This is a genomic window from Salmonella sp. 32082101201600294FB01SM01, assembly GCF_017572865.1.
Lineage (GTDB): Bacteria > Pseudomonadota > Gammaproteobacteria > Enterobacterales > Enterobacteriaceae > Salmonella > Salmonella enterica.
On sequence record NZ_JAGESB010000003.1, the window covers coordinates 519,022 to 544,317 of the forward strand.

General features: G+C 52.5%; 32 protein-coding genes, 1 tRNA gene and 1 pseudogene. 14 read left to right on the forward strand and 20 right to left on the reverse strand.

Annotated features, from left to right (window positions below; genetic code table 11):
- Nucleotides 1-3: 3 nt before the first annotated feature.
- Nucleotides 4-363: a fumarate reductase subunit FrdD gene (gene frdD, locus J4645_RS15735; RefSeq protein WP_000609650.1), complete on the forward strand. Its 360-nt coding sequence runs from the start codon at nucleotides 4-6 to the stop codon at nucleotides 361-363.
- Nucleotides 364-473: 110 nt separating this feature from the next.
- Entirely contained in the window at nucleotides 474-1,007 is a 534-nt protein-coding gene (locus tag J4645_RS15740; protein WP_001221670.1) for a lipocalin family protein, read from the forward strand.
- A 16-nt stretch (nucleotides 1,008-1,023) separates the two neighbouring features.
- Here the strand turns inward: J4645_RS15740 and sugE are convergent, their stop codons facing one another.
- Entirely contained in the window at nucleotides 1,024-1,341 is a 318-nt protein-coding gene (gene sugE / locus J4645_RS15745; protein WP_000118469.1) for a quaternary ammonium compound efflux SMR transporter SugE, read from the reverse strand.
- Nucleotides 1,342-1,597: 256 nt separating this feature from the next.
- On the opposite strand from sugE, the gene J4645_RS15750 reads away from it, so the two are divergent.
- Nucleotides 1,598-2,185 (forward strand): LuxR C-terminal-related transcriptional regulator, encoded by a 588-nt coding sequence (locus tag J4645_RS15750; RefSeq protein ID WP_000912959.1) that lies wholly within the window; start codon nucleotides 1,598-1,600, stop codon nucleotides 2,183-2,185.
- Nucleotides 2,186-2,215: 30 nt separating this feature from the next.
- On the opposite strand, the gene ecnB is transcribed toward J4645_RS15750, so the two are convergent.
- The 3 genes from ecnB to efp all read right to left on the reverse strand — a co-directional run bounded on the left by ecnB (nucleotide 2,216) and on the right by efp (nucleotide 3,231).
- Nucleotides 2,216-2,362 (reverse strand): lipoprotein toxin entericidin B, encoded by a 147-nt coding sequence (ecnB, locus tag J4645_RS15755; protein ID WP_000239598.1) that lies wholly within the window; start codon nucleotides 2,360-2,362, stop codon nucleotides 2,216-2,218.
- 107 nt (nucleotides 2,363-2,469) lie between these two features.
- Complete coding sequence (locus J4645_RS15760) at nucleotides 2,470-2,604, reverse strand: entericidin A/B family lipoprotein (protein ID WP_001670700.1); 135 nt, start codon at nucleotides 2,602-2,604, stop codon at nucleotides 2,470-2,472.
- Between the two features lie 60 nt (nucleotides 2,605-2,664).
- Complete coding sequence (gene efp, locus J4645_RS15765; protein ID WP_000257282.1) at nucleotides 2,665-3,231, reverse strand: elongation factor P; 567 nt, start codon at nucleotides 3,229-3,231, stop codon at nucleotides 2,665-2,667.
- Between the two features lie 40 nt (nucleotides 3,232-3,271).
- Between efp and epmB the strand changes: the two genes are divergently transcribed.
- Together epmB and J4645_RS15775 are read left to right on the forward strand one after the other, a co-directional pair.
- Nucleotides 3,272-4,300, forward strand: coding sequence for an EF-P beta-lysylation protein EpmB (epmB, locus tag J4645_RS15770; RefSeq protein ID WP_023215140.1), 1,029 nt, complete (start codon nucleotides 3,272-3,274; stop codon nucleotides 4,298-4,300).
- 280 nt (nucleotides 4,301-4,580) lie between these two features.
- Complete coding sequence (locus tag J4645_RS15775) at nucleotides 4,581-5,438, forward strand: YjeJ family protein (RefSeq protein WP_001229228.1); 858 nt, start codon at nucleotides 4,581-4,583, stop codon at nucleotides 5,436-5,438.
- Between the two features lie 47 nt (nucleotides 5,439-5,485).
- Here the strand turns inward: J4645_RS15775 and J4645_RS15780 are convergent, their stop codons facing one another.
- From J4645_RS15780 to J4645_RS15790, 3 genes are all read right to left on the reverse strand, one after another.
- Nucleotides 5,486-5,839: a DUF4156 domain-containing protein gene (locus tag J4645_RS15780; protein ID WP_000558210.1), complete on the reverse strand. Its 354-nt coding sequence runs from the start codon at nucleotides 5,837-5,839 to the stop codon at nucleotides 5,486-5,488.
- 243 nt (nucleotides 5,840-6,082) lie between these two features.
- Entirely contained in the window at nucleotides 6,083-7,729 is a 1,647-nt protein-coding gene (groL, locus tag J4645_RS15785) for a chaperonin GroEL (protein WP_000729126.1), read from the reverse strand.
- Between the two features lie 43 nt (nucleotides 7,730-7,772).
- The gene (locus J4645_RS15790) at nucleotides 7,773-8,066 is read right to left on the reverse strand and encodes a co-chaperone GroES (RefSeq protein WP_000027827.1); all 294 of its coding nucleotides are present in this window, start codon (nucleotides 8,064-8,066) and stop codon (nucleotides 7,773-7,775) included.
- 275 nt (nucleotides 8,067-8,341) lie between these two features.
- Here J4645_RS15790 and yjeH point away from each other — a divergent pair, with 275 nt between their 5' ends.
- Nucleotides 8,342-9,583, forward strand: coding sequence for an L-methionine/branched-chain amino acid transporter (gene yjeH / locus J4645_RS15795; RefSeq protein WP_023215139.1), 1,242 nt, complete (start codon nucleotides 8,342-8,344; stop codon nucleotides 9,581-9,583).
- 58 nt (nucleotides 9,584-9,641) lie between these two features.
- On the opposite strand, the gene J4645_RS15800 is transcribed toward yjeH, so the two are convergent.
- Nucleotides 9,642-10,118 (reverse strand): FxsA family protein, encoded by a 477-nt coding sequence (locus tag J4645_RS15800; RefSeq protein WP_001267291.1) that lies wholly within the window; start codon nucleotides 10,116-10,118, stop codon nucleotides 9,642-9,644.
- A 339-nt stretch (nucleotides 10,119-10,457) separates the two neighbouring features.
- Between J4645_RS15800 and aspA the strand changes: the two genes are divergently transcribed.
- From aspA to J4645_RS15830, 6 genes are all read left to right on the forward strand, one after another.
- Nucleotides 10,458-11,894: an aspartate ammonia-lyase gene (gene aspA / locus J4645_RS15805; protein ID WP_000069439.1), complete on the forward strand. Its 1,437-nt coding sequence runs from the start codon at nucleotides 10,458-10,460 to the stop codon at nucleotides 11,892-11,894.
- A 114-nt stretch (nucleotides 11,895-12,008) separates the two neighbouring features.
- A complete protein-coding gene (gene dcuA, locus J4645_RS15810; RefSeq protein ID WP_000637595.1) occupies nucleotides 12,009-13,310 on the forward strand; it encodes an anaerobic C4-dicarboxylate transporter DcuA in 1,302 nt (433 codons plus the stop codon).
- Between the two features lie 120 nt (nucleotides 13,311-13,430).
- The gene (gene cutA / locus J4645_RS15815; protein ID WP_023212832.1) at nucleotides 13,431-13,778 is read left to right on the forward strand and encodes a divalent cation tolerance protein CutA; all 348 of its coding nucleotides are present in this window, start codon (nucleotides 13,431-13,433) and stop codon (nucleotides 13,776-13,778) included.
- Nucleotides 13,754-15,457, forward strand: a complete 1,704-nt coding sequence (locus tag J4645_RS15820; protein WP_001636563.1) for a protein-disulfide reductase DsbD — start codon at nucleotides 13,754-13,756, stop codon at nucleotides 15,455-15,457. Before cutA ends, J4645_RS15820 begins: the two co-directional genes overlap by 25 nt.
- Nucleotides 15,458-15,493: 36 nt before the next feature.
- Nucleotides 15,494-16,069 carry a transcriptional regulator gene (locus tag J4645_RS15825; protein ID WP_001188511.1) on the forward strand — a complete coding sequence of 192 codons (576 nt, stop codon included), beginning with the start codon at nucleotides 15,494-15,496 and terminating at the stop codon, nucleotides 16,067-16,069.
- A 116-nt stretch (nucleotides 16,070-16,185) separates the two neighbouring features.
- Nucleotides 16,186-16,261: transfer RNA gene (locus tag J4645_RS15830), tRNA-Phe, on the forward strand.
- Nucleotides 16,262-16,358: 97 nt separating this feature from the next.
- On the opposite strand, the gene J4645_RS22415 is transcribed toward J4645_RS15830, so the two are convergent.
- A complete protein-coding gene (locus J4645_RS22415) occupies nucleotides 16,359-16,418 on the reverse strand; it encodes a helix-turn-helix domain-containing protein (protein ID WP_071667760.1) in 60 nt (19 codons plus the stop codon).
- A 393-nt stretch (nucleotides 16,419-16,811) separates the two neighbouring features.
- On the opposite strand from J4645_RS22415, the pseudogene J4645_RS22280 reads away from it, so the two are divergent.
- Together J4645_RS22280 and J4645_RS15840 are read left to right on the forward strand one after the other, a co-directional pair.
- Nucleotides 16,812-16,898: pseudogene (locus tag J4645_RS22280) on the forward strand (porin family protein); the annotation flags it as partial.
- 90 nt (nucleotides 16,899-16,988) lie between these two features.
- Nucleotides 16,989-17,741: a non-specific acid phosphatase gene (locus J4645_RS15840; protein WP_000842407.1), complete on the forward strand. Its 753-nt coding sequence runs from the start codon at nucleotides 16,989-16,991 to the stop codon at nucleotides 17,739-17,741.
- A 144-nt stretch (nucleotides 17,742-17,885) separates the two neighbouring features.
- Here the strand turns inward: J4645_RS15840 and J4645_RS15845 are convergent, their stop codons facing one another.
- The 11 genes from J4645_RS15845 to J4645_RS15895 all read right to left on the reverse strand — a co-directional run bounded on the left by J4645_RS15845 (nucleotide 17,886) and on the right by J4645_RS15895 (nucleotide 25,285).
- Nucleotides 17,886-18,734: an SdiA-regulated domain-containing protein gene (locus J4645_RS15845; protein WP_023215138.1), complete on the reverse strand. Its 849-nt coding sequence runs from the start codon at nucleotides 18,732-18,734 to the stop codon at nucleotides 17,886-17,888.
- A gap of 25 nt (nucleotides 18,735-18,759) precedes the next feature.
- Nucleotides 18,760-18,921 carry a hypothetical protein gene (locus tag J4645_RS15850; RefSeq protein ID WP_001816720.1) on the reverse strand — a complete coding sequence of 54 codons (162 nt, stop codon included), beginning with the start codon at nucleotides 18,919-18,921 and terminating at the stop codon, nucleotides 18,760-18,762.
- A gap of 260 nt (nucleotides 18,922-19,181) precedes the next feature.
- The gene (locus J4645_RS15855) at nucleotides 19,182-19,394 is read right to left on the reverse strand and encodes a FaeA/PapI family transcriptional regulator (RefSeq protein ID WP_000063794.1); all 213 of its coding nucleotides are present in this window, start codon (nucleotides 19,392-19,394) and stop codon (nucleotides 19,182-19,184) included.
- 72 nt (nucleotides 19,395-19,466) lie between these two features.
- The gene (locus tag J4645_RS15860; RefSeq protein WP_024147086.1) at nucleotides 19,467-20,051 is read right to left on the reverse strand and encodes a hypothetical protein; all 585 of its coding nucleotides are present in this window, start codon (nucleotides 20,049-20,051) and stop codon (nucleotides 19,467-19,469) included.
- 125 nt (nucleotides 20,052-20,176) lie between these two features.
- Entirely contained in the window at nucleotides 20,177-20,890 is a 714-nt protein-coding gene (locus J4645_RS15865) for a hypothetical protein (RefSeq protein ID WP_023215137.1), read from the reverse strand.
- Nucleotides 20,890-21,165 carry a hypothetical protein gene (locus J4645_RS15870; protein ID WP_023215264.1) on the reverse strand — a complete coding sequence of 92 codons (276 nt, stop codon included), beginning with the start codon at nucleotides 21,163-21,165 and terminating at the stop codon, nucleotides 20,890-20,892. The genes J4645_RS15865 and J4645_RS15870 overlap by 1 nt, the downstream gene beginning before the upstream one ends.
- Nucleotides 21,152-21,916 carry a minor fimbrial protein gene (locus J4645_RS15875; protein ID WP_023215136.1) on the reverse strand — a complete coding sequence of 255 codons (765 nt, stop codon included), beginning with the start codon at nucleotides 21,914-21,916 and terminating at the stop codon, nucleotides 21,152-21,154. The genes J4645_RS15870 and J4645_RS15875 overlap by 14 nt, the downstream gene beginning before the upstream one ends.
- A gap of 27 nt (nucleotides 21,917-21,943) precedes the next feature.
- Nucleotides 21,944-22,741 (reverse strand): F4 (K88) fimbria minor subunit FaeH, encoded by a 798-nt coding sequence (gene faeH, locus J4645_RS15880; RefSeq protein WP_000704721.1) that lies wholly within the window; start codon nucleotides 22,739-22,741, stop codon nucleotides 21,944-21,946.
- 232 nt (nucleotides 22,742-22,973) lie between these two features.
- On the reverse strand, nucleotides 22,974-23,744 hold the full coding sequence (locus J4645_RS15885) for a hypothetical protein (protein WP_001636553.1): 771 nt from the start codon (nucleotides 23,742-23,744) through the stop codon (nucleotides 22,974-22,976).
- A gap of 222 nt (nucleotides 23,745-23,966) precedes the next feature.
- On the reverse strand, nucleotides 23,967-24,458 hold the full coding sequence (locus J4645_RS15890) for a DUF5462 family protein (RefSeq protein ID WP_023215134.1): 492 nt from the start codon (nucleotides 24,456-24,458) through the stop codon (nucleotides 23,967-23,969).
- Nucleotides 24,459-24,493: 35 nt separating this feature from the next.
- Nucleotides 24,494-25,285, reverse strand: a complete 792-nt coding sequence (locus J4645_RS15895) for a fimbria/pilus periplasmic chaperone (RefSeq protein WP_024147084.1) — start codon at nucleotides 25,283-25,285, stop codon at nucleotides 24,494-24,496.
- Between the last annotated feature and the right edge of the window lie 11 nt (nucleotides 25,286-25,296).

Below are 25,296 nucleotides of genomic sequence, written 5' to 3' on the forward strand. Positions count from 1 at the left end.
CGGATGATTAATCCAAACCCAAAACGTTCTGATGAACCCGTATTCTGGGGACTGTTTGGCGCAGGCGGTATGTGGGGCGCGATCATCGCGCCGGTGATCGTGCTACTGGTTGGCATCATGCTGCCGCTGGGGCTATTTCCGGGCGATGCCCTGAGTTTTGAGCGCGTACTGACGTTCGCCCAAAGCTTTATTGGTCGCGTTTTTCTGTTCCTGATGATTGTGCTGCCGCTATGGTGTGGCCTACACCGTATGCACCACGCGATGCATGACCTGAAAATCCACGTGCCCGCGGGCAAATGGGTCTTTTACGGTCTGGCGGCAATCCTGACCGTTGTGACGGCGATTGGCGTTATCACTCTCTAAGTTGCCACGACGCCCTCTTATCTACCCGATAAGAGGGCGTTTTTTCTTTTCCTGCCTCTCATTTTCCCGCCAGGTTCTACACTTAGAAAAAACACTGGAAGGAAAATCTTATGCGCATTCTGCCCGTCGTTGCTGCAGTTACGGCCGCATTTCTGGTCGTCGCCTGTAGTTCGCCTACTCCGCCTAAAGGCGTTACCGTGGTAAATAACTTTGATGCCAAACGTTACCTCGGCACCTGGTATGAGATCGCACGCCTCGATCATCGATTTGAACGTGGACTGGAACAAGTCACGGCCACCTATAGTCTGCGTGACGATGGCGGGATTAATGTCATCAATAAAGGCTATAACCCGGATCGGGGAATGTGGCAAAAAACAGAAGGCAAAGCGTATTTTACCGGTAGTCCAAACCGCGCCGCGCTCAAGGTCTCTTTTTTCGGCCCGTTCTACGGCGGCTATAACGTGATTGCGCTTGACCGGGAATACCGTCATGCGTTGGTGTGCGGCCCGGATCGCGACTATCTGTGGATACTCTCTCGCACGCCAACGCTTTCTGAGGAAATAAAACAGCAAATGCTGGCCGTCGCGACCCGGGAGGGGTTTGACGTCAATAAATTAATTTGGGTAAAACAATCAGGTTCGTAGCAATGTCAGCGACGAATTAATGCGCACTGAGTTTTAGCCCAATGATACCCGCGACGATCAAGCCAAGACTGAGCAAACGCGCCGGTGAGGCAGACTCGCCCAGCAGAAGGATACCGGTGATTGCCGCCCCGACGGCGCCGATGCCGGTCCAGATGGCGTACGCCGTTCCAACGGGCAGCGTTTTCATTGCCCAGGAAAGTAACGCCATACTGATAACCATGGCCGTAATGGTGATAATACTGGGGGTCAGACGAGAAAAACCGTGGGTATACTTCAGGCCGACAGCCCATACCACTTCAAGTAAACCAGCGATTAATAGAATGATCCAGGACATAGCAGGCTCCAGATAATTAATGGGGCCGTCCCCGGTGAGAATAGCGTTTACAGGTCGTCCTGTAACGTATACGGATGAAAAGCCATTTTTGCCTGAGAGAAAATGAATTTCAACCTTTTTATTTTTTTCCGTCTAAAGGCGGGAATTGGCCCTTTTAAGCCGCGTAGTTTTCGCATTTAGCGCCCACAGGAGTTCTCTATGATGGAACGCCTTCTGGGAAAGAAAGTGCTTTATCTACTTCCGGGTGCAAAAAACTATGTTGAAAATTTTAGTGATAGACCGATGCCACTTTACCCGTACGGGCATGGAGGCCTGGCTTAATCACACTGATGTGCTCAGTTCTTCACTGCTGGTATCCGGGATGAATAACCTTATACTGGCGAAAGAACATATTCTGCAATGGAAGCCCCATCTGGTTATCGCTGATTTATATGGTTTTCTCAACGATGCCTTACCCGAACAGCCTATCAATGCATTTTTTGCCGCCTGCAGGATGACGCCGTTGGTATTATTACAGTCAGGGAATATGCCGTACAGACCACAATATGCCAGTCATGCGGTGTTATCTAAACACACGCCTTTACATGAGCTTGCACAACGAATTAAAGGAGCTCTATATACTCATCCACTGCAGGAAGCGCCGGAAAGCGCCACGCCATTGCTCTCTCCGCAGGAGGAAAAGGTACTCGCGATGTGGACGGAAGGCACCAGCAATAAAGAGATTGCGTATGCGCTTGGTATTCACGGGAAAACGGTTTACACCTATAAGCGTAATATCCGTATGAAACTTCATATGGATAACCGGTATTCTCCCTTTCTTATGCTTCCGGAGAAAATCGATTAACGGTACGACGCCATGCCGTACCGTTGATGATTACTGCTGAGCTCTGGTTGCAGCGCCAGAGATCGCACTACCACCGTCCGAGATGTCCTCGCCCACGCCGCGCGTGGTATTACAAGCAGTTAATACAGTGGAAAGTACCAAAACAGAAAAGATCGCTGCAATTGTCTTTTTAACCATAATGTCTTCCTTTTCTAGCCAATGTTGTTTGTGTATAGCAACTTAATAATAGACAACATCCCAGAAAATGACGGGCGATCGACTAATTTTAGGAAGACGAGAAGCGATTAGCTGGCTGCGCGGGAGATGGCGTGGCCAAGATGCTGAATATCTTCGCCGAAGCCGCGGGCGGTATTACATGCCGTTAATAATGTGCCGGTAAGAAGAACCAGCGCGACAAGGCAGATAAAGCGTTTCATCATTGAGGCGCGAAAAATAGGATGGCGCAGCATACGCTGCACCATTTTTCCCGATAACGTAAATTATTTTACGCGGGATACGTATTCGCCGGAACGGGTATCGACTTTGATCACTTCGCCAATCTGCACGAACAGCGGAACTTTAACCACTGCGCCAGTAGACAGCGTGGCTGGTTTGCCGCCAGTACCTGCGGTATCGCCCTTCAGACCTGGGTCGGTATCAACAATTTCCAGTTCAACAAAGTTCGGCGGAGTGACAGAGATAGGCTGACCGTTCCACAGGGTTACGATGCATTCCGCCTGATCCAACAGCCATTTTGCGTTGTCGCCGATAGCCTTGGCATCTGCAGACAGCTGTTCGAAGGTTTCGTTGTTCATGAAATGCCAGAACTCACCGTCGTTGTACAGGTAAGTCAGGTTCATATCGACTACATCCGCGCCTTCAGCGGAATCGGTCGATTTGAAGGTTTTCTCAACGCGCGTGCCGGTCAGCAGACGGCGCAGCTTAACGCGGGCAAACGCCTGGCCTTTACCCGGTTTCACGAATTCACTGGATTCAACCGCATAAGGTTCGCCATCCAACATGATTTTAAGACCGGAACGAAAATCGTTGCTATAGTAAGTCGCCATAAGGCCCTCTGAAATTGTTAACTGGTAGCTAAGCCACAAAATGGCGCATATTGTAACCCTAAATACCCCATTGCGAGAAGATTGGTTAGCGCAACTTGCCGATGTTGTGACCAATCCCGACGAACTGCTGCATCTTTTACAGATTGAAGCTGATGAAAACCTCCGGGCAGGACAGGACGCCAGGCGCTTGTTTGCCCTCCGCGTGCCGCGCGCTTTTATTGCGCGCATGGAGAAGGGCAACCCTGACGATCCTCTTTTACGTCAAGTGCTGACGTCCCGGGATGAATTTATTGTCGCCCCCGGTTTCTCCACCGACCCGCTGGAAGAGCAACACAGCGTGGTGCCAGGATTATTGCATAAATACCAAAACCGGGCGCTATTGCTGGTAAAAGGCGGATGTGCGGTAAATTGCCGCTACTGTTTCCGTCGTCACTTCCCGTATGCGGAGAATCAAGGCAATAAGCGCAACTGGAAAGTCGCGCTGGAGTATATCGCCGCACACCCGGAACTGGATGAGATCATCTTTTCCGGCGGCGATCCGCTGATGGCGAAAGATCATGAGCTGGACTGGCTGCTCACGCAACTGGAAGCCATTAAGCACGTCAAGCGGCTACGCATCCACAGCCGGTTGCCTATCGTCATCCCGGCACGCATTACTGACGAACTGGTCGCCCGCTTTGACCAGTCACGTCTGCAAATTTTGTTGGTGAACCATATCAACCACGCCAATGAAGTGGACGAGGCGTTCTGCCTGGCGATGAAGAAACTGCGCCACGTGGGCGTCACGCTTCTCAACCAGAGCGTCCTGCTGCGTGGCGTGAATGATAACGCGCGAACGCTGGCGAATCTGAGCAACGCGCTATTTGACGCTGGCGTGATGCCCTATTACCTGCATGTGCTGGATAAAGTGCAGGGCGCCGCGCATTTTATGGTCACCGATGACGAAGCCCGGCAAACCATGCGCGAACTGCTCACGCTGGTATCCGGCTATATGGTGCCAAGACTGGCGCGTGAAATCGGCGGCGAACCGAGCAAAACACCGCTGGATTTACAGCTTCGTCAGCGCTAATCCTCGCGGGCGCGTCAGGGACGACGAAAATATTACCGCGCAATATCACGAGGAGATTCCCCCGCGATTCTCCTCACCCTCTGGCGACGATAAAATACCCTTCGTTAAATACACCTTTCCGCTACTCTCTTTTCAATAAAGTCCGTTTTAGGACTCGCTTAGCGTGTACTGCATTTTCGAATTATACTGGTTCTCCTTTTTATAGGGCGGCATAAACAATTTATATATCAAATACATTTCAGTAAAACATTTAATTATTTTATATTTGTGGAGAATTGACATGGCCTTAACGATTAAGGGACTAAATACCGGCGTTATTCGTCACAATGATAAGTTTATCGCGCTGGCGCTTAAGGTGAAGTCACTGAGAAATAAAGAAACACTGCTTTTCTTTCCTGTGCTCGCGCTGCGAGACTTGTTGATCGGCCTTGAACACCGGCTTTATTTACAACACTCGCTGCCGGAACAAGAGCAGGAAAAACGCCAGAAAGCCAAAAGCAGTCATGTGCTTAAAATGCATGAGAATATTCCGGCAATACTCCGTGAAGAGCTGGAAAACGCCGATGTTAATCAGCGTGTTGAATCTTTAGCGTTGAGCGATAATACAGAAAAAGTATTAACTTTTACGTTAAAGCTGCACAATGGTAGCCATCTTGATTTACAGGTCGGTGAGTGGCAGGTTGAAGTTCTGGTGATGGCTATTATTCACGCCATTAATAATGCCGAAATGCGTGAGCTCGCATTGCGTATTTCTTCAATGCTGGACTTTTTACCATTATACGATGCTGACTGCCTGGAAAACGGTAATATCGAATTCGATACCTATAACCAGCCTGACTGGAAACATAATCTGTATAACCATTATTTAGCGCTCGTTTATCGTTATACGGATGAGGCAGGACAATCGCATGATTGCGGCACCATCATTAAGACCCGTAGTCAGTCAGGCTCTAAAGAAGCTGAAGCAATATCACGCCGCTTGCTGAATTTCAGCCCGCGTCTTAAAAAGCTGGAAGGAAAACCGTGTAAGGTTTTTGTCAGAACGCTTGGAACCGGTAAAGCAGCGCGTCTGACGCAAGATCAATGCATGCGCGCGTTGCATAATCTACGCATGGCATCATCGCAGGGAAAACGCTAACCATATCGCCCTCTGAATCTTTCAGAGGGCGTTACGATTCAGACATATCAATTCGGACATTTATAAACCTGGCCGTTCATCTCGCTGGCCGTCGGGACAAAACTGGACAACATGCCCTGTGACGGACTACTTACGCCATACAGCACGTTTCCACCCATCGCGGCTGCCTGATTACGCAGATCGTTCGCTGCGCCACGCATTGAGCCACCCTCTTCGCCGTGCTGGCCTGAAAACCAGTTACTCTGTTTACCGGTTGCCGTACCAATAAGCTGGCATTCCGCGCCCGGCTTATCTTCGACAAAGCGTACATTTTGGCCGGCAGCGGTGAGTTCGTTGCTGGAGCTACAACCCGCCATCAGCAGCGCGGCGCCAACGATCCCTGCTAAATATTTCACGTGCATGTTATTCCCCATAATCAATGAGCTGGACGTTTTGTCCGTATCTGAATCTTATACTAAAAAGATGACTAAAAGAAAAACCCCCGGTCATTTCTGCCCGGGGGTTTCTCAATTCTGGGAGATAAGCACCCAAATCATTCTGGTTGCAGGAAGGCGACCAGTTTGTTAATCCCCAGTCACTTACTCAAGTAAGTGACTGGGGTTAGCCAACGCATCTACAGCCTGAAGGATGCAGGGTGTGGGCAATTACATCATGCCGCCCATACCACCCATACCACCCATGCCGCCAGCAGCGCCTAAATCAGGAGCATCGCTTTTCGGCAGGTCGGTCACCATGCACTCGGTAGTGATCATCAGACCAGCCACTGAAGCCGCGTACTGCAGCGCAGAACGGGTAACTTTGGTTGGGTCCAGGATACCCATATCGATCATGTTGCCGTATTCTTCAGTTGCTGCGTTGTAACCGTAGTTACCGTCGCCGCCTTTAACGGTGTTAGCGACAACAGACGGCTCTTCGCCGCAGTTCAGCACGATCTGACGCAGCGGAGCTTCCATTGCGCGCAGCGCAACTTTGATACCCACGTTCTGGTCTTCGTTCTGGCCTTTCAGGTCAGCAATTTTAGAAGCAACGCGGATCAGCGCAACGCCACCACCAGCAACCACGCCTTCTTCTACCGCAGCACGGGTCGCGTGCAGGGCATCTTCAACGCGGGCTTTCTTCTCTTTCATTTCAACTTCGGTCGCAGCGCCAACTTTGATAACCGCAACGCCGCCTGCCAGTTTCGCTACGCGCTCCTGCAGTTTTTCACGATCGTAGTCGGAGGTCGCTTCTTCAATCTGCTGACGGATCTGAGCAACACGGCCCTGGATTGCAGCTTCTTCACCCACGCCATCGATGATGGTGGTGGTGTCTTTGTTGATCACAACGCGTTTCGCCTGACCCAGGTCTTCCAGGGTTGCTTTTTCCAGCTCCATACCGATCTCTTCAGAGATTACGGTACCGCCGGTCAGGGTAGCGATATCCTGCAGCATTGCTTTACGACGATCGCCGAAGCCAGGTGCCTTAACCGCAGCCACTTTCACGATGCCACGCATGGTGTTAACAACCAGGGTAGCCAGCGCTTCGCCTTCAACATCTTCAGCGATGATCAGCAGCGGTTTGCCTGCTTTTGCAACGGCTTCCAGAACCGGCAGCATTTCGCGGATGTTGGAGATTTTCTTATCAGCCAGCAGGATGAACGGGCTTTCCAGCTCTACTGCGCCAGTTTCCGGCTTGTTGATGAAGTAAGGAGACAGGTAGCCGCGGTCAAACTGCATACCTTCAACCACGTCCAGTTCGTCCTGCAGACCGGTACCGTCTTCAACGGTGATGACGCCTTCTTTACCGACTTTATCCATCGCTTCCGCGATCAGTTTACCTACGGTTTCGTCGGAGTTAGCGGAGATAGTACCTACCTGAGCAATCGCTTTAGAGTCGGAGCACGGTACGGACAGGGCTTTCAGCTCTTCAACCGCAGCAGCAACCGCTTTGTCGATACCACGTTTCAGGTCCATCGGGTTCATGCCCGCAGCAACGGCTTTCAGGCCTTCGGTAATGATGGACTGCGCCAGTACGGTCGCGGTGGTGGTGCCGTCGCCTGCAGCGTCGTTCGCTTTAGAGGCAACTTCTTTCACCATCTGCGCGCCCATGTTTTCAAACTTGTCTTCCAGCTCGATTTCACGCGCTACGGAAACACCATCTTTAGTGATAGTCGGCGCACCGAAAGATTTATCCAGAACCACGTTACGGCCTTTCGGACCGAGGGTTACTTTCACTGCATCTGCCAGTACGTTTACGCCGCGCAGCATTTTCACACGAGCGTCGTTACCGAATTTTACGTCTTTAGCTGCCATTTTCTCTTTCCCTTAAATTCGTATGTTCAGTGTCGTTCGCGGATTACGCTTCAACAATTGCCAGAATGTCGCTTTCAGACATGATCAACACTTCTTCATTGTCGATCTTTTCAGATTTCACACCGTAGCCATCGTTAAAAATAACGATGTCGCCAACTTTCACGTCCAGCGGCTGTACAGTACCGTTGTCCAGGATGCGACCCTTACCGACAGCGATGATTTCGCCACGAGTTGATTTACCCGCTGCGGAACCGGTCAGTACGATGCCGCCAGCAGATTTGGACTCAACTTCTTTACGTTTGACGATCACACGATCATGTAACGGACGAATACTCATTGATAGCTCTCCTTTGAGAAAGTCATTATCAGTTATGGGTGACGCCGGCCCGTAAACGGTTTCCCGGCTGGTGACCAGAGAGATGGGGATGGGGTTTTGCCCCTTCAAGGGGGGAGATGAAAAAAAATTCTTCTGAGCGAAAAAAGCGGTAAAAACGCTACTTATCTCACGTTTACCCAAGGTTTAGAACATCCTGCTATAAGAAAAGGCGTGTGTGATACGCTTAAAAATGCCTGTCGTCACCTGACGTTACAATGCCGCCGGATAATGAGCTGATGAATGAACTAAAAAAAGAGCTTGGGTTGGTTCAGGGCGTTATCTTGTTAACCACATCATTATTAGGGACTGGCGTTTTTGCGCTTCCGGAGCTGGCTGCGCTGGCGGCAGGCGACATCAGCCTTTGGGCATGGCCGCTGCTCATTATTTTGATTTTCCCTATTGCGATTGTCTTTGCTGTGCTGGGGCGTCATTTTCCACACGCTGGCGGCGTAGCGCATTTTGTCGGGATGGCATTTGGCCCGCGTCTGCAACGAGTGATCAGTTGGCTGTTTTTATCAGTCATTCCTGTTAGTTTTCCCGCAGCCTTGCATATTGCGGTGGGTTTCGGCCAGGCGCTGTTTGGCTGGCAAAGCGAACAGCTCTTATTTGGGGAGCTGGGTACTCTAGGTTTACTATGGTTTATGGGATCGCGCGGCGCCAGCTCCAGCGCCAACCTGCAAGCCATTATCGCTGGATTAATTATCGCGCTTATTGCCGCCATTCTGTGGAAAGGCGCAATTAAACCTGCAGATATCACCTTCCCAACCGCAAACGAAATCACCTTTTCCCGACTGTGTACCGCCCTGGCGATCATGTTCTGGGGATTTGTGGGAATTGAGGCTTTTACGCATTTGTCGTCTGAATTTAAAAATCCTGAACGTGATTTTCCGCGCGCATTGATCATTGGCCTGATGCTGGCCGGCGCCATTTATTGGGCCTGTACCGCCGTGGTGCTGCATTTTGGCGTCTATAGCGACAAGATAGCGGCAACAGCATCGCTACCGCTTATTATTGTTCATCTCTTCGGTATCCAGGCGTTGTGGGTAGCCTGCATTATTGGTTATCTCACCTGCTTTGCCAGCCTGAATGTGTATGCTCAGAGTTTTGCGCGTCTGATATGGACGCAAATGCAATATCAGCCCGATCACTATCTGGCTCAACTCTCTCCCGGGCGCCTTCCCTTGCACGCGTTAAACGTTATTCTGGCCTGTTGTTGCGTGAGTTCCCTGGTCGTCTATGCCCTGAAGATTAACCTCAATGCGCTGATCGTCTATGCTAACGGTATTTTTATTATGCTCTATCTGCTTTGTATGCTGGCGGGCTGTCGACTGTTGAAAGGGCGTTGCTATGCACTGGCGGTGACGGGTTGTCTACTGTGCCTGTTATTGCTGGCAATGCTGGGGTGGAAAAGCTTATATGCCATTATCATGCTGGCTGCATTATGGCTGTTTTTACCGAAGCGAAAACGCATGGCGTAAGACGCATCCGCTGGCCGGATAACGCCTCGCGCGACTTATCCGACCAACATCTCTACCTTTAATCCCGACGATCGTCTTTATGTTCAATACGATCGCGATCGTCATCTTTACGCTGATACTCGCCGTCAAATGTTTCGCCACCGCCAGTACCCGCGCTAAACCCGCCGCCCGGCATCCGGGAAAAACGTAAATGCGGCAGCAACTTCAGCGTCAAATGTTTTTGCACTGGCGGTAACAAAAGGAGGAGGCCGAGAAAATCGGTGAAAAATCCCGGCAACAGGAGCAGTAAGCCAGCGATGATCAGCGATACACTCTTAATCATTTCTGCCGCCGGGCTCTCACCGGCCGCCATTTTTTGTTGCATCAGCAAAAAGTTTTTAAAACCCTGGTTACGTACCAGCGACATACCGATAACAGACGTAAAAATCACCAGGATTAGCGTCATCAGGACGCCAAGCACATGGGCGACCTGGATAAAGATAGAAATCTCAATGTAAACATAGAGAAAGACAGCTAAAAAGGGTATCCAGCGCAAAGGACTCTCCTGTAAGTCATGGCCGTCTGCGACGACCATTTGAATGGGGTTGCGATTCGCATCGATTCGATATGGTGGTGCGTAGCAAAATTTCAAGTGGTTTGTACACCTATTTTAGGTAGTAATACTAAAGCGGTGACCTATTTCACAAAATAATAAATAAGGGGTAAATTCCCACACTTTAAGTGATCCAGATTACGGTAGGAATTCTGAACCAGCATATGATCTCGTTTATCAGGCCGATGGAGGGGATAATCGTCGGTCAGAAAACATTCGAAATCACATATATCCTGTGTGTTTTAAAGTAAAATCATTGGCAGCTTGAAAAAGAAGGTTCACATGTCAAACAACATTCGTATCGAAGAAGATCTGTTGGGTACCAGGGAAGTTCCAGCTGAAGCCTACTATGGTGTTCACACTCTGAGAGCGATTGAAAACTTCTACATTAGCAATAACAAAATCAGCGACATCCCTGAATTTGTGCGTGGCATGGTTATGGTAAAAAAAGCGGCGGCGCTGGCCAACAAAGAGCTGCAAACCATTCCTAAGAGTGTGGCGAACGCCATCATTGCCGCATGTGATGAAGTCCTTAACAACGGTAAGTGCATGGACCAGTTCCCGGTAGATGTCTATCAGGGCGGCGCGGGCACTTCCGTCAACATGAATACCAACGAAGTGCTGGCCAACATCGGGCTGGAACTGATGGGTCATCAGAAAGGTGAATATCAGTACCTGAACCCGAACGACCACGTGAATAAATGTCAATCCACTAACGATGCCTATCCGACAGGCTTCCGTATAGCGGTTTACGCCTCTATCGTCAAACTGATCGATGCCATCAACCAGTTGCGTGAAGGTTTCGAACGTAAAGCGGTTGAATTCCAGGACATCCTGAAAATGGGTCGTACCCAGTTGCAGGACGCCGTACCGATGACGCTTGGTCAAGAATTCCGTGCGTTCAGCATCCTGCTGAAAGAAGAAGTGAAAAGCATCGAGCGTACTGCTGAGCTGCTGCTGGAAGTCAACCTTGGCGCAACGGCAATCGGTACCGGTCTGAACACGCCGAAAGAATACTCTCCGCTGGCGGTGAAAAAACTGGCTGAAGTCACTGGTTTCGCCTGTGTTCCGGCTGAAGATCTGATTGAGGCGACATCTGACTGTGGCGCGTATGTTATGGTTCACAGCGCGCTGAAACGTCTGGCAGTGAAGATGTCCAAAATCTGTAACGACCTGCGCTTGCTCTCTTCTGGTCCTCGTGCCGGCCTGAACGAGATCAACCTGCCGGAACTGCAGGCGGGCTCTTCCATCATGCCAGCCAAAGTGAACCCGGTTGTACCAGAAGTCGTAAACCAGGTATGCTTTAAAGTCATCGGTAACGACACCACCGTTACGATGGCGGCGGAAGCCGGTCAGTTGCAGTTGAACGTTATGGAGCCGGTTATCGGTCAGGCGATGTTCGAATCCATCCACATTCTGAGCAACGCGTGCTACAACCTGCTGGAAAAATGCGTTAACGGCATTACCGCGAATAAAGAAGTGTGCGAAGGGTACGTTTATAACTCCATCGGTATCGTCACTTACCTCAACCCGTTCATCGGCCACCACAACGGCGACATCGTCGGTAAAATCTGTGCTGAAACCGGTAAGAGCGTACGTGAAGTTGTGCTGGAGCGCGGCCTGTTAACGGAAGCCGAGCTGGACGATATTTTCTCCGTGCAGAACTTGATGCACCCGGCTTATAAAGCTAAACGTTATACTGATGAAAGCGAACAGTAATCGTACAGGGTAGTACCAAAGAGGCACGTCACGATGACGTGCCTTTTTTCTTACAAGAAGTTACCAAATAACAACAATTTAATATCAACTTGTTAAACAACAAGGAAGGCTAATATGATAGTTGTCGAACTTATCATTGTTTTGCTGGCAATCTTTTTGGGCGCCAGACTTGGGGGCATCGGTATTGGATTCGCAGGTGGGCTGGGTGTTCTGGTACTTGCCGCCATCGGCGTGAAGCCAGGGACAATTCCATTCGATGTCATTTCCATCATCATGGCGGTTATCGCCGCGATCTCTGCTATGCAGGTCGCGGGCGGTCTGGATTATTTGGTAAACCAGACGGAAAAACTGCTGCGTAAGAACCCGAAATACATCACTATCCTCGCACCGATTGTGACCTATTTCCTGACTATTTTTGCTGGTACCGGGAACATTTCCCTGGCAACGCTGCCGGTTATTGCTGAAGTCGCGAAGGAGCAGGGAATCAAACCTTGCCGTCCGCTCTCGACCGCCGTGGTATCCGCGCAGATTGCGATTACCGCCTCGCCGATTTCTGCGGCCGTGGTGTATATGTCTTCTGTTATGGAAGGTCATGGCATTAGCTACATTCACCTGCTGTCCGTGGTTATCCCCTCTACGCTGCTGGCGGTGCTGGTGATGTCCTTCCTGGTCACGATGCTGTTCAACTCCAAACTGTCGGACGATCCGATTTACCGCAAGCGTCTGGAAGAAGGGCTGATTGAACTGCGTGGTGAAAAGCAGATTGAAATCAAACCGATGGCAAAAAATTCCGTCTGGCTGTTCCTGCTGGGCGTTATCTGCGTGGTTGTTTATGCGATTGTCAACAGTCCGAGCCTCGGCCTGGTTGAAAAACCGCTGATGAACACCACCAACGCTATTTTGATCATCATGTTGAGCGTCGCAACGCTGACCACCATCCTGTGTAAAGTGGAAACTGACGCCATCCTCAACTCCAGCACCTTTAAAGCAGGGATGAGCGCCTGTATCTGTATTCTGGGCGTGGCGTGGCTGGGCGATACCTTCGTATCCGCTAACATCGACTGGATCAAAGACACTGCGGGTAGCGTCATCCAGGGTCATCCGTGGCTGCTGGCCGTCATCTTCTTCTTTGCTTCCGCGCTGCTCTACTCTCAGGCGGCAACAGCGAAAGCGCTGATGCCGATGGCGCTGGCGCTGAACGTCTCTCCGCTGACGGCAGTCGCTTCCTTCGCCGCCGTTTCCGGCCTGTTCATTTTGCCGACCTACCCGACTCTGGTTGCGGCAGTACAGATGGATGACACCGGTACAACCCGTATCGGTAAATTCGTCTTTAACCACCCGTTCTTCATCCCAGGCACCCTGGGCGTCGTTCTGGCTGTCTGCTTCGGCTTCCTGCTGGGCAGCTTTATGCTGTAAGTGTTTCACCCGCGGGGCGTATCACGCCCCGCATTCTCCCGCCCTTTGACTAACATCCTGCCCTCGTCCGTTGTATAGTGACCGTTCACTTGCGGGTCTTTTTGTTCTTTCGAGGTGTTTATGCTTGATGTTAAGAGTCAGGATATTTCCATCCCCGAGGCCGTTGTGGTGCTTTGTACCGCCCCGGATGAAGCTACCGCCCAGGATCTGGCCGCCAAAGTGCTGGCGGAAAAACTGGCCGCCTGCGCCACCCTCCTCCCCGGCGCGACATCGCTGTACTACTGGGAAGGCAAACTGGAGCAGGAGTATGAAGTTCAAATGATCTTAAAGACCACCGTTTCACATCAGCAAGCGCTTATCGAGTGCCTGAAGTCTCATCACCCGTATCAAACGCCTGAACTTCTGGTTTTACCTGTTACTCACGGAGATACTGATTACCTCTCATGGCTCAACGCATCTTTACGCTGATCCTGCTGCTGTGCAGCACATCCGCCTTCGCCGGATTATTCGACGCGCCGGGTCGCTCGCAGTTCGTCCCTGCCGACCGGGCGTTTGTTTTTGATTTTCAGCAAAATCAACACGATCTTACCCTCTCCTGGCAGGTAAAAGAGGGTTACTACCTTTACCGTAAACAAATCAGCATCACGCCAACGAAAGCGGATATCGCCGCAGTCCAACTCCCGGCAGGCGTCTGGCATGAAGATGAATTCTACGGAAAAAGCGAAATCTACCGTAAGCGGCTAAACGTTCCGGTAACGGTTAACCAGGCGGCGGCTGGCGCGACATTAACGGTAACGTACCAGGGGTGCGCCGATGCGGGATTCTGTTATCCGCCGGAAACGAAAACGGTGCCGCTAAGTGAAGTCGCCGCGGCAATAGACGCCACGCCGACGCCTGCTGTCACCCAGACGGGTGAGACGTCAAAACCCGCCGCCCAGCTACCTTTTTCCGCGCTCTGGGCGCTGCTGATCGGCATCGGCATCGCCTTTACGCCCTGCGTTTTACCCATGTATCCGCTGATTTCCGGTATTGTCCTGGGGGGAAGGCAACGTTTGTCGACGGGGCGCGCACTGCTGCTGGCCTTTATCTATGTACAAGGGATGGCGCTGACCTATACCGCACTGGGTCTGGTCGTCGCCGCGGCGGGATTACAGTTTCAGGCGGCGCTGCAGCACCCTTATGTGTTAATCGGCCTTGCCACCGTGTTCACCCTGCTTGCGTTGTCGATGTTTGGCCTGTTCACACTACAGCTCCCCTCCTCACTGCAAACCCGGCTGACGTTAATGAGTAATCGTCAGCAAGGCGGCTCGCCCGGCGGCGTTTTTGTTATGGGGGCGATTGCCGGATTAATTTGCTCGCCCTGCACTACAGCGCCGTTAAGCGCGATCCTGCTTTATATCGCTCAGAGCGGCAACATGTGGCTGGGCGGCGGTACGCTGTATTTGTATGCATTAGGTATGGGTCTGCCGCTAATGCTGGTCACCGTGTTTGGCAACCGCCTGCTACCGAAAAGCGGCCCGTGGATGGCGCATGTCAAAACCGCTTTTGGTTTCGTGATCCTCGCGTTACCGGTCTTTTTACTGGAGCGGATTATTGGCGAGGCCTGGGGTTTACGTCTGTGGTCGCTGCTGGGCGTCGCTTTCTTTGGTTGGGCCTTTATCACCAGCCTTCAGGCCAGACAAGCGTGGATGCGTATCGTACAGATTATCCTGCTGGCGGCTGCGCTCATTAGCGTGCGGCCTCTACAGGATTGGGCGTTCGGATCGCCATCCGCGCAAGCTCCAGCGCACCTCAATTTCACGGCTATTTCTACCGTGGACGAACTCAATCAGGCGCTGGCGCAGGCCAAAGGCAAACCCGTTATGCTGGATTTCTACGCCGACTGGTGCGTGGCCTGTAAAGAGTTTGAAAAGTATACCTTCAGCGATCCGCGGGTCCAGCAGGCGCTCGGCGACACGGTGCTCTTGCAGGCTAACGTCACCGCTAACAATGCGCAGGATGTCGCGCTGTTAAAGCATCTGCAAGTCCTCGGGCTGCCCACCATTCTGTTCTTTAATGCCCAAGGCCAGGAACAGCCGCAATCGCGAGTCACCGGCTTTATGGACGCTGCCACCTTTAGCGCGCATTTGCACGATCGCCAACCGTGAGCGACACTTGCAAAAGCAAAGACGGAGGAGAATACCGTGCAACGTGAAGATATTCTGGGAGAAGCCCTGAAATTACTGGAGACGCAAGGGATAGCCGATACTACGCTGGAAATGGTGGCGGAGCGCGTAAATCGCCCACTCGACACATTACAGCGTTTCTGGCCAGATAAAGAAGCCATTTTATATGACGCGCTACGTTATCTGAGTCAGCAGGTAGATATCTGGCGACGCCAGCTTCTTCTTGATGAGACGCTTTCTGCTGAACAAAAGCTACTGGCACGCTACAGCGCGCTCTCGGAATGTGTCAGTAATAACCGTTATCCCGGTTGCTTGTTCATTGCCGCCTGTACGTTTTATCCCGATCCAACCCATCCTATTCACCAACTGGCTAATCAACAAAAACGCACGGCACATGATTTTACCCATGAACTACTGACCACGCTGGAAATTGACGATCCGGCAATGGTTGCAAGGCAGATGGAGCTGGTGCTGGAAGGTTGTCTCAGCCGAATGCTGGTCAACCGCAGTCAGGCTGATGTAGATACCGCTCAGCGGTTGGCGGAAGATATTCTGCGTTTTGCACAGTGCCGTCAGGGTGGAGCGCTCACCTGACGGGGTACTGATTTTATGCATTTTGCCTGAAAAGCAGGCAGTCAGCGCGCTTTTATCACTTTTTTCGTGTAAAGCCGTTGACGACCGCGTCCCTTTACGGTTTAATGCGCCCCGTTGCCCGGATAGCTCAGTCGGTAGAGCAGGGGATTGAAAATCCCCGTGTCCTTGGTTCGATTCCGAGTCCGGGCACCACTTATTCAGAAAACCCAGCCTATGGCTGGGTTTTTGCTTTTCTGGGAATGGAAATCCGTAGCCCCCATCTCCGGCCTGACTAGCTATTCCGGCCTGACTAGCTATAACGAGAAGGCCAGATTTTCTCTGGCACAACGCCCAGCGCTTCGGCGATCAGCCGCTCATCTTTGGGCCTGGGTCAAAAGCTTACTTAGCTACAGGGAGATTATTACCAGTAATAACGCGTATCACTCCATCTGACGGTTCGCTAGCCTCGACAAGTGAGTCCAATATCTCCGCCATGAACTTTTCCATCACTGACAACAACAATTCCTTCGCCAATTTTAGCATTTTTTCTTTTTCGGTTTCTTTATTCTTAAATACTGTTTCCGGCTCTTGTTCATAATCATAAATTAATACTCAGCACATCATAACTGGTGGTAACTATCGGGGTAACAGGGCACATATTTTAAAATACTTATTCATACTTTGTTATTACGTAAACATTTTAACCTAATGCGTGTCAGTCAGGCACGCAGATAAAAAATAACCGGGGGAAAAGTTAAACAAAATGCTGTTAGCCGGAAGTACCAGTATTGTTCTGTTGTCCGCTGCAGTCAGTTCGGTATGGGTAGAGGATAATGCCAGTACAGCGTCCTGCTTTTTTACCTGTATGTTGAATAACCATTTCAATAAATCATTATAGAATCACATCTGTTTATTATTGTATGATCCGGAGTGAGTCTTTATGAAAAGTCGTTATTTACTATTTTTTCTACCACTGATCGTAGCTAAATATACATCAGCAGCAACAGTGCAACTCTTTCATTCTCCTGAAGAATCAGTGAACAGTCAGTTCTACTTACCACCACCGCCAGGTAATGATGATCCGGCTTTCCGCTATGATAAAGAGGCTTATTTTAAGGGCTATGCGATAAAGGGTTCCCCACGATGGAAACAAGCTGCTGAGGATGCAGATGTAAGCGTGGAAAATATAGCTAGAATATTCTCGCCAGTAGTGGGTGCTAAAATTAATCCCAAAGATACGCCTGAAACCTGGAATATGTTACAGAATCTTCTGAAAATGGGCGGCTACTACGCTACTGCTTCGGCAAAAAAATATTATATGCGTACTCGCCCCTTTGTCTTATTTAATCATTCCACCTGCCGTCCTGAAGATGAGAATACTTTGCGAAAAGATGGCTCTTACCCTTCCGGGCATACTGCTTATGGTACACTTCTGGCATTAGTATTATCCCAGGCCAGACCGGAACGCGCGCAGGAGCTCGCCAGACGAGGATGGGAGTTCGGGCAAAGCAGAGTGATATGTGGTGCTCACTGGCAAAGTGATGTTGATGCTGGCCGTTATGTGGGAGCAGTAGAGTTTGCAAGACTGCAAACAATCCCGGCTTTTCAGAAGTCACTGGCAAAAGTCCGTGAGGAGCTGAACGACAAAAATAATTTATTGAGTAAAGAAGATCACCCCAAACTTAATTACTGAAGGTGAAAGTCTTCCCGCAAACTGGCCACAGCAAATGAAAGGAAGTGCAACTGCGTAGGGGCGACCGGGCGTGGAGAACGCCTTTGGTTTCCCCGATTCGCATGAATTCAACGCCTCTCCCCCGTTTGCAGTCCGTCCAGACCGTCATGACGTCGTTGTCCGGCTGAAGCGGTAAAACCGGTCTGGCTCACTGACTATCCACAGCGAATTCCGGCCATCAGAAGCTATCCCTTCCGCCTGCGGAATGTCCCGCTCCAGACCACTGTGTCCCCGGCGCAGCGGCATCACCCTCCTGCCGCCCTCCGGGTCTGACACCAGTACCAGGGCTGATTCATGGGAAAGCACATATAGCCGCCTGTTTATCCTGTCGTAATGCAGACCGGAGATATCCTTCAGGAACCACGGCAGGGACAACCGGTGCGTCAGTGAATCACTGACCGACAGAGAGTCATGGCTGTGGTCCGTTTCTAAAAAACGAAGCGGTTTCTTTTCCTGCGCCACTATCAGGGCATTCTCTCCCCGTCCACGGGCAAGGCCTTCAAAACCGGCATTGTCGCTTTTTCTGTCCACATCCAGGGTCAGGGTGTATGACGCCGGCGGCAGGACAGACGTATTCCTGTCAATGTGGTGGGTGGTGAGTATCCGCTCCCGTTCCCGGGACAGGACATAGCGGTTCCGGCCGAGATACTCAATGGCCTCAAAATCATGGTCGCCATGCGATGGTATCACCCGCAGCACGTTCCCGTCCGTGTCCAGCTCCACCACCGACGACGGATGGTCGGTCACGGCAAACAGCGTTCCGCTGTCCGGGTTCCACGTCAGGCCGGAGAGACCGCCCTGTATACCGGGAATGTCTTTTTCTGTCGCAAGCTGCCACTGCGTTTCCTCCGGGTACCAGGTTTCCGGAAAATACAGTGTGGCCGCACCGGCCACCATCAGAAGAGCGCCAGCCAGCAGTGCCGGTTTTTGTTTAAGTAAACGTCTCAGAGTCATGGTTCCGGATGTTCAGTTCATCGCATTACATGCAGTCAATGACAAACCAGAGCATGGCCAGGGCTCCGGTCAGGAAGCCGGAGATGAAAGCGCTGGTCAGCAGCAGTAAAATCAGCGCCCGGAGCGAAAAGCGTCCCCCGCCATACCCGGCGCGTCTTTCGTCATCCGGCATGTTGTCCTTCTGCAAAAAAATTCTCCGGGGAATTACCGGTATGGAGATGTCCGGATAAAAAGAGCTTTATTCCCGTAAGGCCTGTCATGCAGCCCCGGATTATATTCATTCAATATTCAGTAACAGAAATACCGATACAAAAAACACCAGTGATATCATGACGACAAAAGAAATACAGATGTAATAAATCATCTTCAGAAAGTTCATCAGTCAGTTACCACAATATCTGTTCCGGCCACTTGTTCTCTCCATGCCCCTGTTTTACCGGATATCCGTCAGACCAGCCGCCATCGGCCGGACACGCCTTTACCTGCATTCATTTTCTCCACCACGCCCGCTCCCTCAAGCGTAACCAGATAAGCCCTGGCCTGGTATATTGTCAGCCCGGCCGCATCCGCAATACTCCGGGTTCTGACAGGTATATTTATCCTGCCGTTTGCCTGTGACTGCATAAAAGACAGAATTTTGTCGCAAGCGTCATTACTCATTTTGTTCTCCTGTGACTACGGGGAAGCAATGCTGTCCCGGAAGCTGAAATACCTGCCCCGGGTCTTCACATATCAGAACCGTTGTCCGGTTTCATCTGTAATCACCCCGGGTAACAGGCCGCTCGTGCACAGTACATGCAGGTTCTCCACCCCTGCATACTCCACCAGGCAGGCCCGGAGGTAATAATCCTTGCGTGATGCCGCCTTCAGTGAGGCATTCCTGTTTATGGCCGTACACAGGGATATCAAAGTCCGCTTTCGCAACTCAGTCAGTTCACCTGAGCTTTCCGGCCCGGCACTTCCCTCAAGCGCCTGACGCAGCATGTCACGCAGCCGGAGGAGGCTGTCCCGGCCACTGATAACCTGCGCAGTTCCTCTCAGGAGTCGCATTTCCTGCAGCCGCGAAGGTACCAGAACAACCATGGGAACCGGACTGGCCGCGTGCAGCATTCTGATACCCTGCAGATGCCGTCCCCAGCCGACCAGCGGCTCCGCACTCAGTGCCACCAGAGCCAGGTCATATGCCCCGGGAGGTGACATCTCCGGTCGCACCACGGCATACCCCATACCGGCAAGCAGATGTGACAGCCCCAGCAGTTCATATTCACAGTTCCCCGTCAGCAGTATGCGTTTCCGGCGGGACATGGCATTTTCCATTTATCCTGCCCCCGCTAACTTAACGCCGGGCTTATCAGCTCTGCCAGCATGGCTGCCAGTCCCACAAGAACCAGCAGATAAACCGTGACCAGTACACGTACAGATATTTTCATTACGATCCCTGCTCAGAAATAGTTCACTACCGGCGTCAGGTTGCCCTGCCAGCGCGTCACGGGCTCCTCCGCACCAGGAAAACGAACCCGGATACCCTCCAGGGATGTCACCCGGGCCCCGGCAATACGGTTTTTTATGCCGTTATCCGGAAGGAAACTGCCGGGCATTACCGTAAAGGCGTCCGGCCGGGCCTTCAGACCCGAGTAAGACGGGTTCCACCGGTAATCTCTTACCTGCCACAGCAGGCGTTTTATCTCCTGCGCCGCATCCGGCGTGACGTTGCCGCTGACCACGCTCCAGCCCTTCTCTGCGGTGGTACTGTCCTGCCAGGCCAGTACATGGCTGGCAGTAAAGGTAATTTCGCCATACCGCACCTGCCCCTTCGCCAGTTCGCCCCGGGCCTCAAGGCAGACGACGCCATGTCCGGCATGCAGCAGGCTTACCGACGGCTGCAGCCCGGGACGGGCTGATGTCAGGGTCGTGGTATACCCTTTAAGAATGTAATAACGTCTCCCCGGACGGCTTTCACTCACCATGCCCTCCTGCCGGCTCATCTCCAGCGGGACGGGCTGCCACTGCCAGGCCGTATCCCGGATATACAGTGTGCCGCTGAGTTCAGTCACGCCCACGGCCATGCCTTCCTGCCAGTGGGCCTGTGCGACTGTCAGCGGCTGGCTGCTCACGGATGCGGATGCCAGCATCAGCAACAGATAATAGTTTTTCATTACACATCTCCCCCGGTTACCTTTCCTGCGGAACTGTCAAAAAAAGAGCGACCACCGGCCTCATATAAGGCAGCAGAAAACTCAGACAGCGTCATTCTGGTCATGAATGTCGTGCCTTCCCCGAATACCAGCCTGACCCGGCCGTTATGTTCCTGCGCCTGCCGGATATCCCGGACACTCACAAAGAAAAACACGCCGTCGGCCCGCTCCAGCCCCATAAAAACGGCGGGGTCCGGAACGGGTGACCGGGGGCCTGCAGCCTTACCGGTATTCAATGCTCACCGCCAGGGAGGTATGCCAGCGGGACGGTACCGCCCCCTTAAAACGCAGCTCACCGCTGTCCGCCACCGTCTGTGCGCCGTATACCCCGTCAACCTGGCGCAGGGCGGCGTCACTGAACCGGCTCAGTCCGGACACGCTGCTGACCGTCATCTCCCGGAGCCAGACCGGGCCTTCACTGTCAAACAGGGTCTGCAGCACACCCGGCGTCTGCCCTGCCGGCATCACCTGCGTCTGTGGCGACAAGCCGTTGCCCTGCAGGTCGCCATACAGCCCGGCATACTCCGCCCGGTCCCCCAGGACATGGCGCAGCACACCCGCCGCCTGCATCCGGAAGGTGAATGTCCCGGTACGGACATTTCCCTCCCCCGTCACCGGCAGTGTCACCGATGCCATACCCGGTGCCGTCCACGTCAGTGCAAAACCCTCGGTTTCCTTACCGTACGTCACCTGCGGCGCAAGCCCCTCCCGGCCGGCCGGGGTGGTCAGGATAGTTTTTCCCAGCAGGACCGTCATGGCCGGCAGGGGAACCGGTATTACCTGCTCCCCACTGCGCAGGACAGAGACAGCTTTCGTGTTTATCTGTGTGTTCCCTTCCCCGACCTTCCAGACCCAGGGATTACGGGTGCTGGTCACCGGCCCGCCCAGCTTCAGCTCTCCGCTGAAGTCTTCCCCCGGCGTGTTCCACGCCAGCACACAGGACGGCAGCAGACTGGCGGCCAGCAGTAAAATCGTCATTCGTTTCATTGTGTTCTTCCTCTCCCTGCCCGTTCTTTACTGGACCGTCACCGTCACACTCAGCCCGGCCTGCCACTGCGCCGGCGTGTTTTCTGCCGGCAGGCGCAGCTCAAAATCCGAGACGGCGGACGCATAGGCCGCCGCCAGCCGGGTCACCCGGCCGTCAGCCAGCACGCCCTGACTGATAACCTGACCGTTATCTGCCGTGCTCATTCCGTTACCGAAGCCCCGGTTCAGCATCAGCAGGGAAGGCAGACGGCTTTTGAGCCACTGCGGCAGGGTGCCGGCCTGCACACCGCTCACGCTCTGCCCGTTTACGAGCGACATGCCTGCCGGCAGAACCGCCCCGTCTTCCTGGTGTCCGGCGCTGACGGCCATTCCCTGGTCAAGGGTGAAAGAAAGCTGTCCCGCCACGTGACCGTTCTCCGGGTTACGTACCGGGACAGAGGCGCGGAAGTGTTGCGCCGTCGTGCTGCCGCCATCCGTCACGGAAAACGGCTGCCCGTTACTGCTGAAGGAGATAAAAGGGGTGAAGCCGGGACCACCGCGCTCTGCCACCTCATACAGATGGCCTTCCAGAAACGGCAGGGAGCCCTTGCCGCGTAAATCAAAAACCAGTTGTCCGTTCGCTGTACGGGCATCAGCGGTATCCACCGCCCATGTCTGGTCAGGGGAGCCCACCTGCCAGGTCCATTTCGGAGCCTCGTCAGTGACCAGACCGTGAAACTGTATTTCCCCGCCGTCAAGAATTCCGGCCCGGGGTGCTGCGGAATAAAACAGGGCCAGCGCGGCCAGGGCGGAAATAATAGATTTATAATGATGCGTTATTTTCATCGTTATTCACTCTGTTTTATCCGTTGGTCATAATTAATAAACAACGAGCATTCAGACAAGCTGAAAATAATAAACCCGGCACCGGCGTACGCGGACATTTCCTGGCTGACAGAGAAGCAGGAAATAACTATGCCGGAATACCGGGTTTATTACCGGTGAGCGGCCGTAAAGCAGAACACCGTTTTTAACAATCAGGCAAATTACTTTCTGTTATGCCTGACAACCTGATGTATTATTGATAGGTAACCGTAGCAGGCAAACCAATTTTCCATTTAAATGAAGCATCGGCACTAACGGGAGCATTCATGGTCATTTTAACTATACTATTTTTAGCAATTACAGAACCATAATAGGAAGAGAATTTCCAGTCAGATTCACTAAATGTCTCTGACCAAGGATTTCCCATTGAGGCACCTTCGGGGATGACAAAGTTATTTGCAATATCAGGCCACCCCTCAAAAATGACACTGCGAACATCCGCAATACTACTAGGTGCTGTTGGAAGACCACCGAAGTACCCCTGCCCCTCATTTGCAGCCATCAACCTCTGATAAGGACGGCTACCATCAAGCTTGGCTGCGGCCACGATTCCCTGAGCAGTTAAAGGGAAAACAGCCTTACCTATTACCTGTCCCGCTTCGTTCCGTACTGCTGCTGAAGCTGTTACAGAACTATTATTCCAGTCATCACCGATCCAGCCATACTTAATAGTTGGAACAATGCCAGCCCGACCTGTAAACTGCGCAGTAGAGCGAATGGCCAGGATAGGGAGGGTTTTTGGAACAGTAATCTCAAGTTTTGTGTCATTTTTCTGAACTTGACCGTTAAGGTTTGTGACAGCAGCACCGACTGCAGTTTCCCACGGAGTCGCTTTCGTCACTGGTGTCAGTGACCCGCCAATCTCAACCTGACCACCGCCGCCGTTTGCTGTCCACGCAGCCATAGCCGAGCCGGATACCACTGCAGATGCAGCCACTGCCAGTGCAATCAGTGTTTTTTTCATGAATTTATTCCTTTCAGTTTTATAAAACAATTAAAGAACTATTTTGTTATTAAATAGTAATTCCGTCTGTTACCCGGTCTTACCGCAAAGCCATCCCCTGCCACCTTATTTATGTGGCATCACTGAGATATTTATCCCTGTAATACAGAATGGCTTTACGTTATTGCCGTAAATAACTGTGCGTCATTCACTCAGGTAATTCGTGGTGCCCTGCCGTTCTTTTTAACCGGCGCTGATACCTTCCACTTCCACCGGCACCTGCACATTCCCCCGGTAGTTCGCCGGCACCTCCAGCTCCGCCGGCGCGTCACTTCTCAGCTCCACCTGCCGGGTTGCCGCCGGCACCGTGATAACCACATCCTCTCCCCGCTGGCTGACCGAGAGGGCCGCCCGCTGCCCGTCCACCATCAGGGTGGTCTTCAGCGTGAGCCGTGCGTCCCGGCCGTCTCCCAGTGTCCGTTTCACCGTGATATACGCCATGTTTCCGGATGCCGGGCGACTTTCGGCATTACGGATGACCAGCGTCTCCGGCAGCGGACCGTTGCTCTCCGTCCGGTACAGCACCGGGTCCGCCGGGGTGCGCGTCACCTTCACCACGCTGTTGCCCACCACCTGACCGTTCACCACGCCCAGGTACTGCGTCTTCTCGCTGTAATCCGCCGCCAGGACCGGCAGGGCGCTGAAGAGGGCCACCGCCATCAGTGCTTTTTTCATCATGGTTTCTCTTTATTCCGCAGGACCGGAAAGGGTTATTTTTTACCTGCTTTATCAGACGAATTAACCGCCGTATCAGATGTCTTCTGCCTGGGAGAAGTCGCCGTTTTTTTCTGGTTGATGGTCCAGGTCTGCAGCTCGCCGTAATCGTTCAGGGAATCCACCTTCACCACATCCCCCTTCACCTGCACCTCATCCCCCGGCATAAACATCAGCAGTTTCTGAGCCGTGTCGTTGTCCACCGCAACTTTTTTACCGTTCGCATCCAGCAGGCTGCCGATGGCGTAGATATACGGCGTGGTGTTGACCAGCATCGTCCGCCCGTCCGGACGGACCTGCAGGCTGATGCCTTCCTCGGCGCCTTTACGGTCCTTCAGCAGCGCCTCCGGGCGGTAGAACAGCTTCAGCTTCGTGCGCAGGGCAATGGCAATTCCGCTGCCCTTCAGCGCCGGCGGAATATCCTGCAGGTTCAGCCAGTACACTGACTCTTTATCCTTCGGCAGGTGGTCAGAGGCCATGATGATACGCAGCGTCTGCTGCCCCTGCGGTTTCACCTTAAAGAAGGAGGGCGTCACCACAAACGTCGGGCGGGTGTCTTTCTCCACAATATTGTCCACCCACGCCTGGCCGCCGAAAGTACGCTCCTTGTCATTGTTGGTCACCGTGATGGTCAGCGCGTCCTTGTCGCCGCGAAAAATATAGCGGGTCTGGTCCGCCGCCAGGGAAGCCAGCGCACTCTGGCTCGCCATCATCAGGGCCAGGGTCATTCCCAGCGCCTTCGTCACTCTGTTACGGAAAAAAGAACGCATTTTCTGGGTCTGTTTCATCGTCATCATTG

Excerpts from the sequence above, each read along its gene's own strand:
- dcuA (WP_000637595.1), top strand. The coding sequence starts at position 12,009 with ATGATAGTTGTCGAACTTATCATTGTTTTGCTGGCAATCTTTTTGGGC.
- J4645_RS15860 (WP_024147086.1), bottom strand. The coding sequence starts at position 20,051 with ATGGAAAATGCCATGTCCCGCCGGAAACGCATACTGCTGACGGGGAAC.
- J4645_RS15895 (WP_024147084.1), bottom strand. The coding sequence starts at position 25,285 with ATGAAACAGACCCAGAAAATGCGTTCTTTTTTCCGTAACAGAGTGACG.
- J4645_RS15790 (WP_000027827.1), bottom strand. The coding sequence starts at position 8,066 with ATGAGTATTCGTCCGTTACATGATCGTGTGATCGTCAAACGTAAAGAA.
- efp (WP_000257282.1), bottom strand. The coding sequence starts at position 3,231 with ATGGCGACTTACTATAGCAACGATTTTCGTTCCGGTCTTAAAATCATG.
- J4645_RS15775 (WP_001229228.1), top strand. The coding sequence starts at position 4,581 with ATGGCCTTAACGATTAAGGGACTAAATACCGGCGTTATTCGTCACAAT.
- J4645_RS15750 (WP_000912959.1), top strand. The coding sequence starts at position 1,598 with ATGTTGAAAATTTTAGTGATAGACCGATGCCACTTTACCCGTACGGGC.
- epmB (WP_023215140.1), top strand. The coding sequence starts at position 3,272 with ATGGCGCATATTGTAACCCTAAATACCCCATTGCGAGAAGATTGGTTA.
- J4645_RS15855 (WP_000063794.1), bottom strand. The coding sequence starts at position 19,394 with ATGAGTAATGACGCTTGCGACAAAATTCTGTCTTTTATGCAGTCACAG.
- J4645_RS15760 (WP_001670700.1), bottom strand. The coding sequence starts at position 2,604 with ATGATGAAACGCTTTATCTGCCTTGTCGCGCTGGTTCTTCTTACCGGC.
- yjeH (WP_023215139.1), top strand. The coding sequence starts at position 8,342 with ATGAATGAACTAAAAAAAGAGCTTGGGTTGGTTCAGGGCGTTATCTTG.
- J4645_RS15740 (WP_001221670.1), top strand. The coding sequence starts at position 474 with ATGCGCATTCTGCCCGTCGTTGCTGCAGTTACGGCCGCATTTCTGGTC.
- J4645_RS15820 (WP_001636563.1), top strand. The coding sequence starts at position 13,754 with ATGGCTCAACGCATCTTTACGCTGATCCTGCTGCTGTGCAGCACATCC.
- sugE (WP_000118469.1), bottom strand. The coding sequence starts at position 1,341 with ATGTCCTGGATCATTCTATTAATCGCTGGTTTACTTGAAGTGGTATGG.
- J4645_RS15865 (WP_023215137.1), bottom strand. The coding sequence starts at position 20,890 with ATGAAAAACTATTATCTGTTGCTGATGCTGGCATCCGCATCCGTGAGC.
- frdD (WP_000609650.1), top strand. The coding sequence starts at position 4 with ATGATTAATCCAAACCCAAAACGTTCTGATGAACCCGTATTCTGGGGA.
- J4645_RS15885 (WP_001636553.1), bottom strand. The coding sequence starts at position 23,744 with ATGAAAAAAACACTGATTGCACTGGCAGTGGCTGCATCTGCAGTGGTA.
- ecnB (WP_000239598.1), bottom strand. The coding sequence starts at position 2,362 with ATGGTTAAAAAGACAATTGCAGCGATCTTTTCTGTTTTGGTACTTTCC.
- aspA (WP_000069439.1), top strand. The coding sequence starts at position 10,458 with ATGTCAAACAACATTCGTATCGAAGAAGATCTGTTGGGTACCAGGGAA.
- J4645_RS15890 (WP_023215134.1), bottom strand. The coding sequence starts at position 24,458 with ATGAAAAAAGCACTGATGGCGGTGGCCCTCTTCAGCGCCCTGCCGGTC.
- J4645_RS15875 (WP_023215136.1), bottom strand. The coding sequence starts at position 21,916 with ATGAAACGAATGACGATTTTACTGCTGGCCGCCAGTCTGCTGCCGTCC.
- cutA (WP_023212832.1), top strand. The coding sequence starts at position 13,431 with ATGCTTGATGTTAAGAGTCAGGATATTTCCATCCCCGAGGCCGTTGTG.
- groL (WP_000729126.1), bottom strand. The coding sequence starts at position 7,729 with ATGGCAGCTAAAGACGTAAAATTCGGTAACGACGCTCGTGTGAAAATG.
- faeH (WP_000704721.1), bottom strand. The coding sequence starts at position 22,741 with ATGAAAATAACGCATCATTATAAATCTATTATTTCCGCCCTGGCCGCG.
- J4645_RS15845 (WP_023215138.1), bottom strand. The coding sequence starts at position 18,734 with ATGACTCTGAGACGTTTACTTAAACAAAAACCGGCACTGCTGGCTGGC.
- J4645_RS15780 (WP_000558210.1), bottom strand. The coding sequence starts at position 5,839 with ATGCACGTGAAATATTTAGCAGGGATCGTTGGCGCCGCGCTGCTGATG.
- J4645_RS15840 (WP_000842407.1), top strand. The coding sequence starts at position 16,989 with ATGAAAAGTCGTTATTTACTATTTTTTCTACCACTGATCGTAGCTAAA.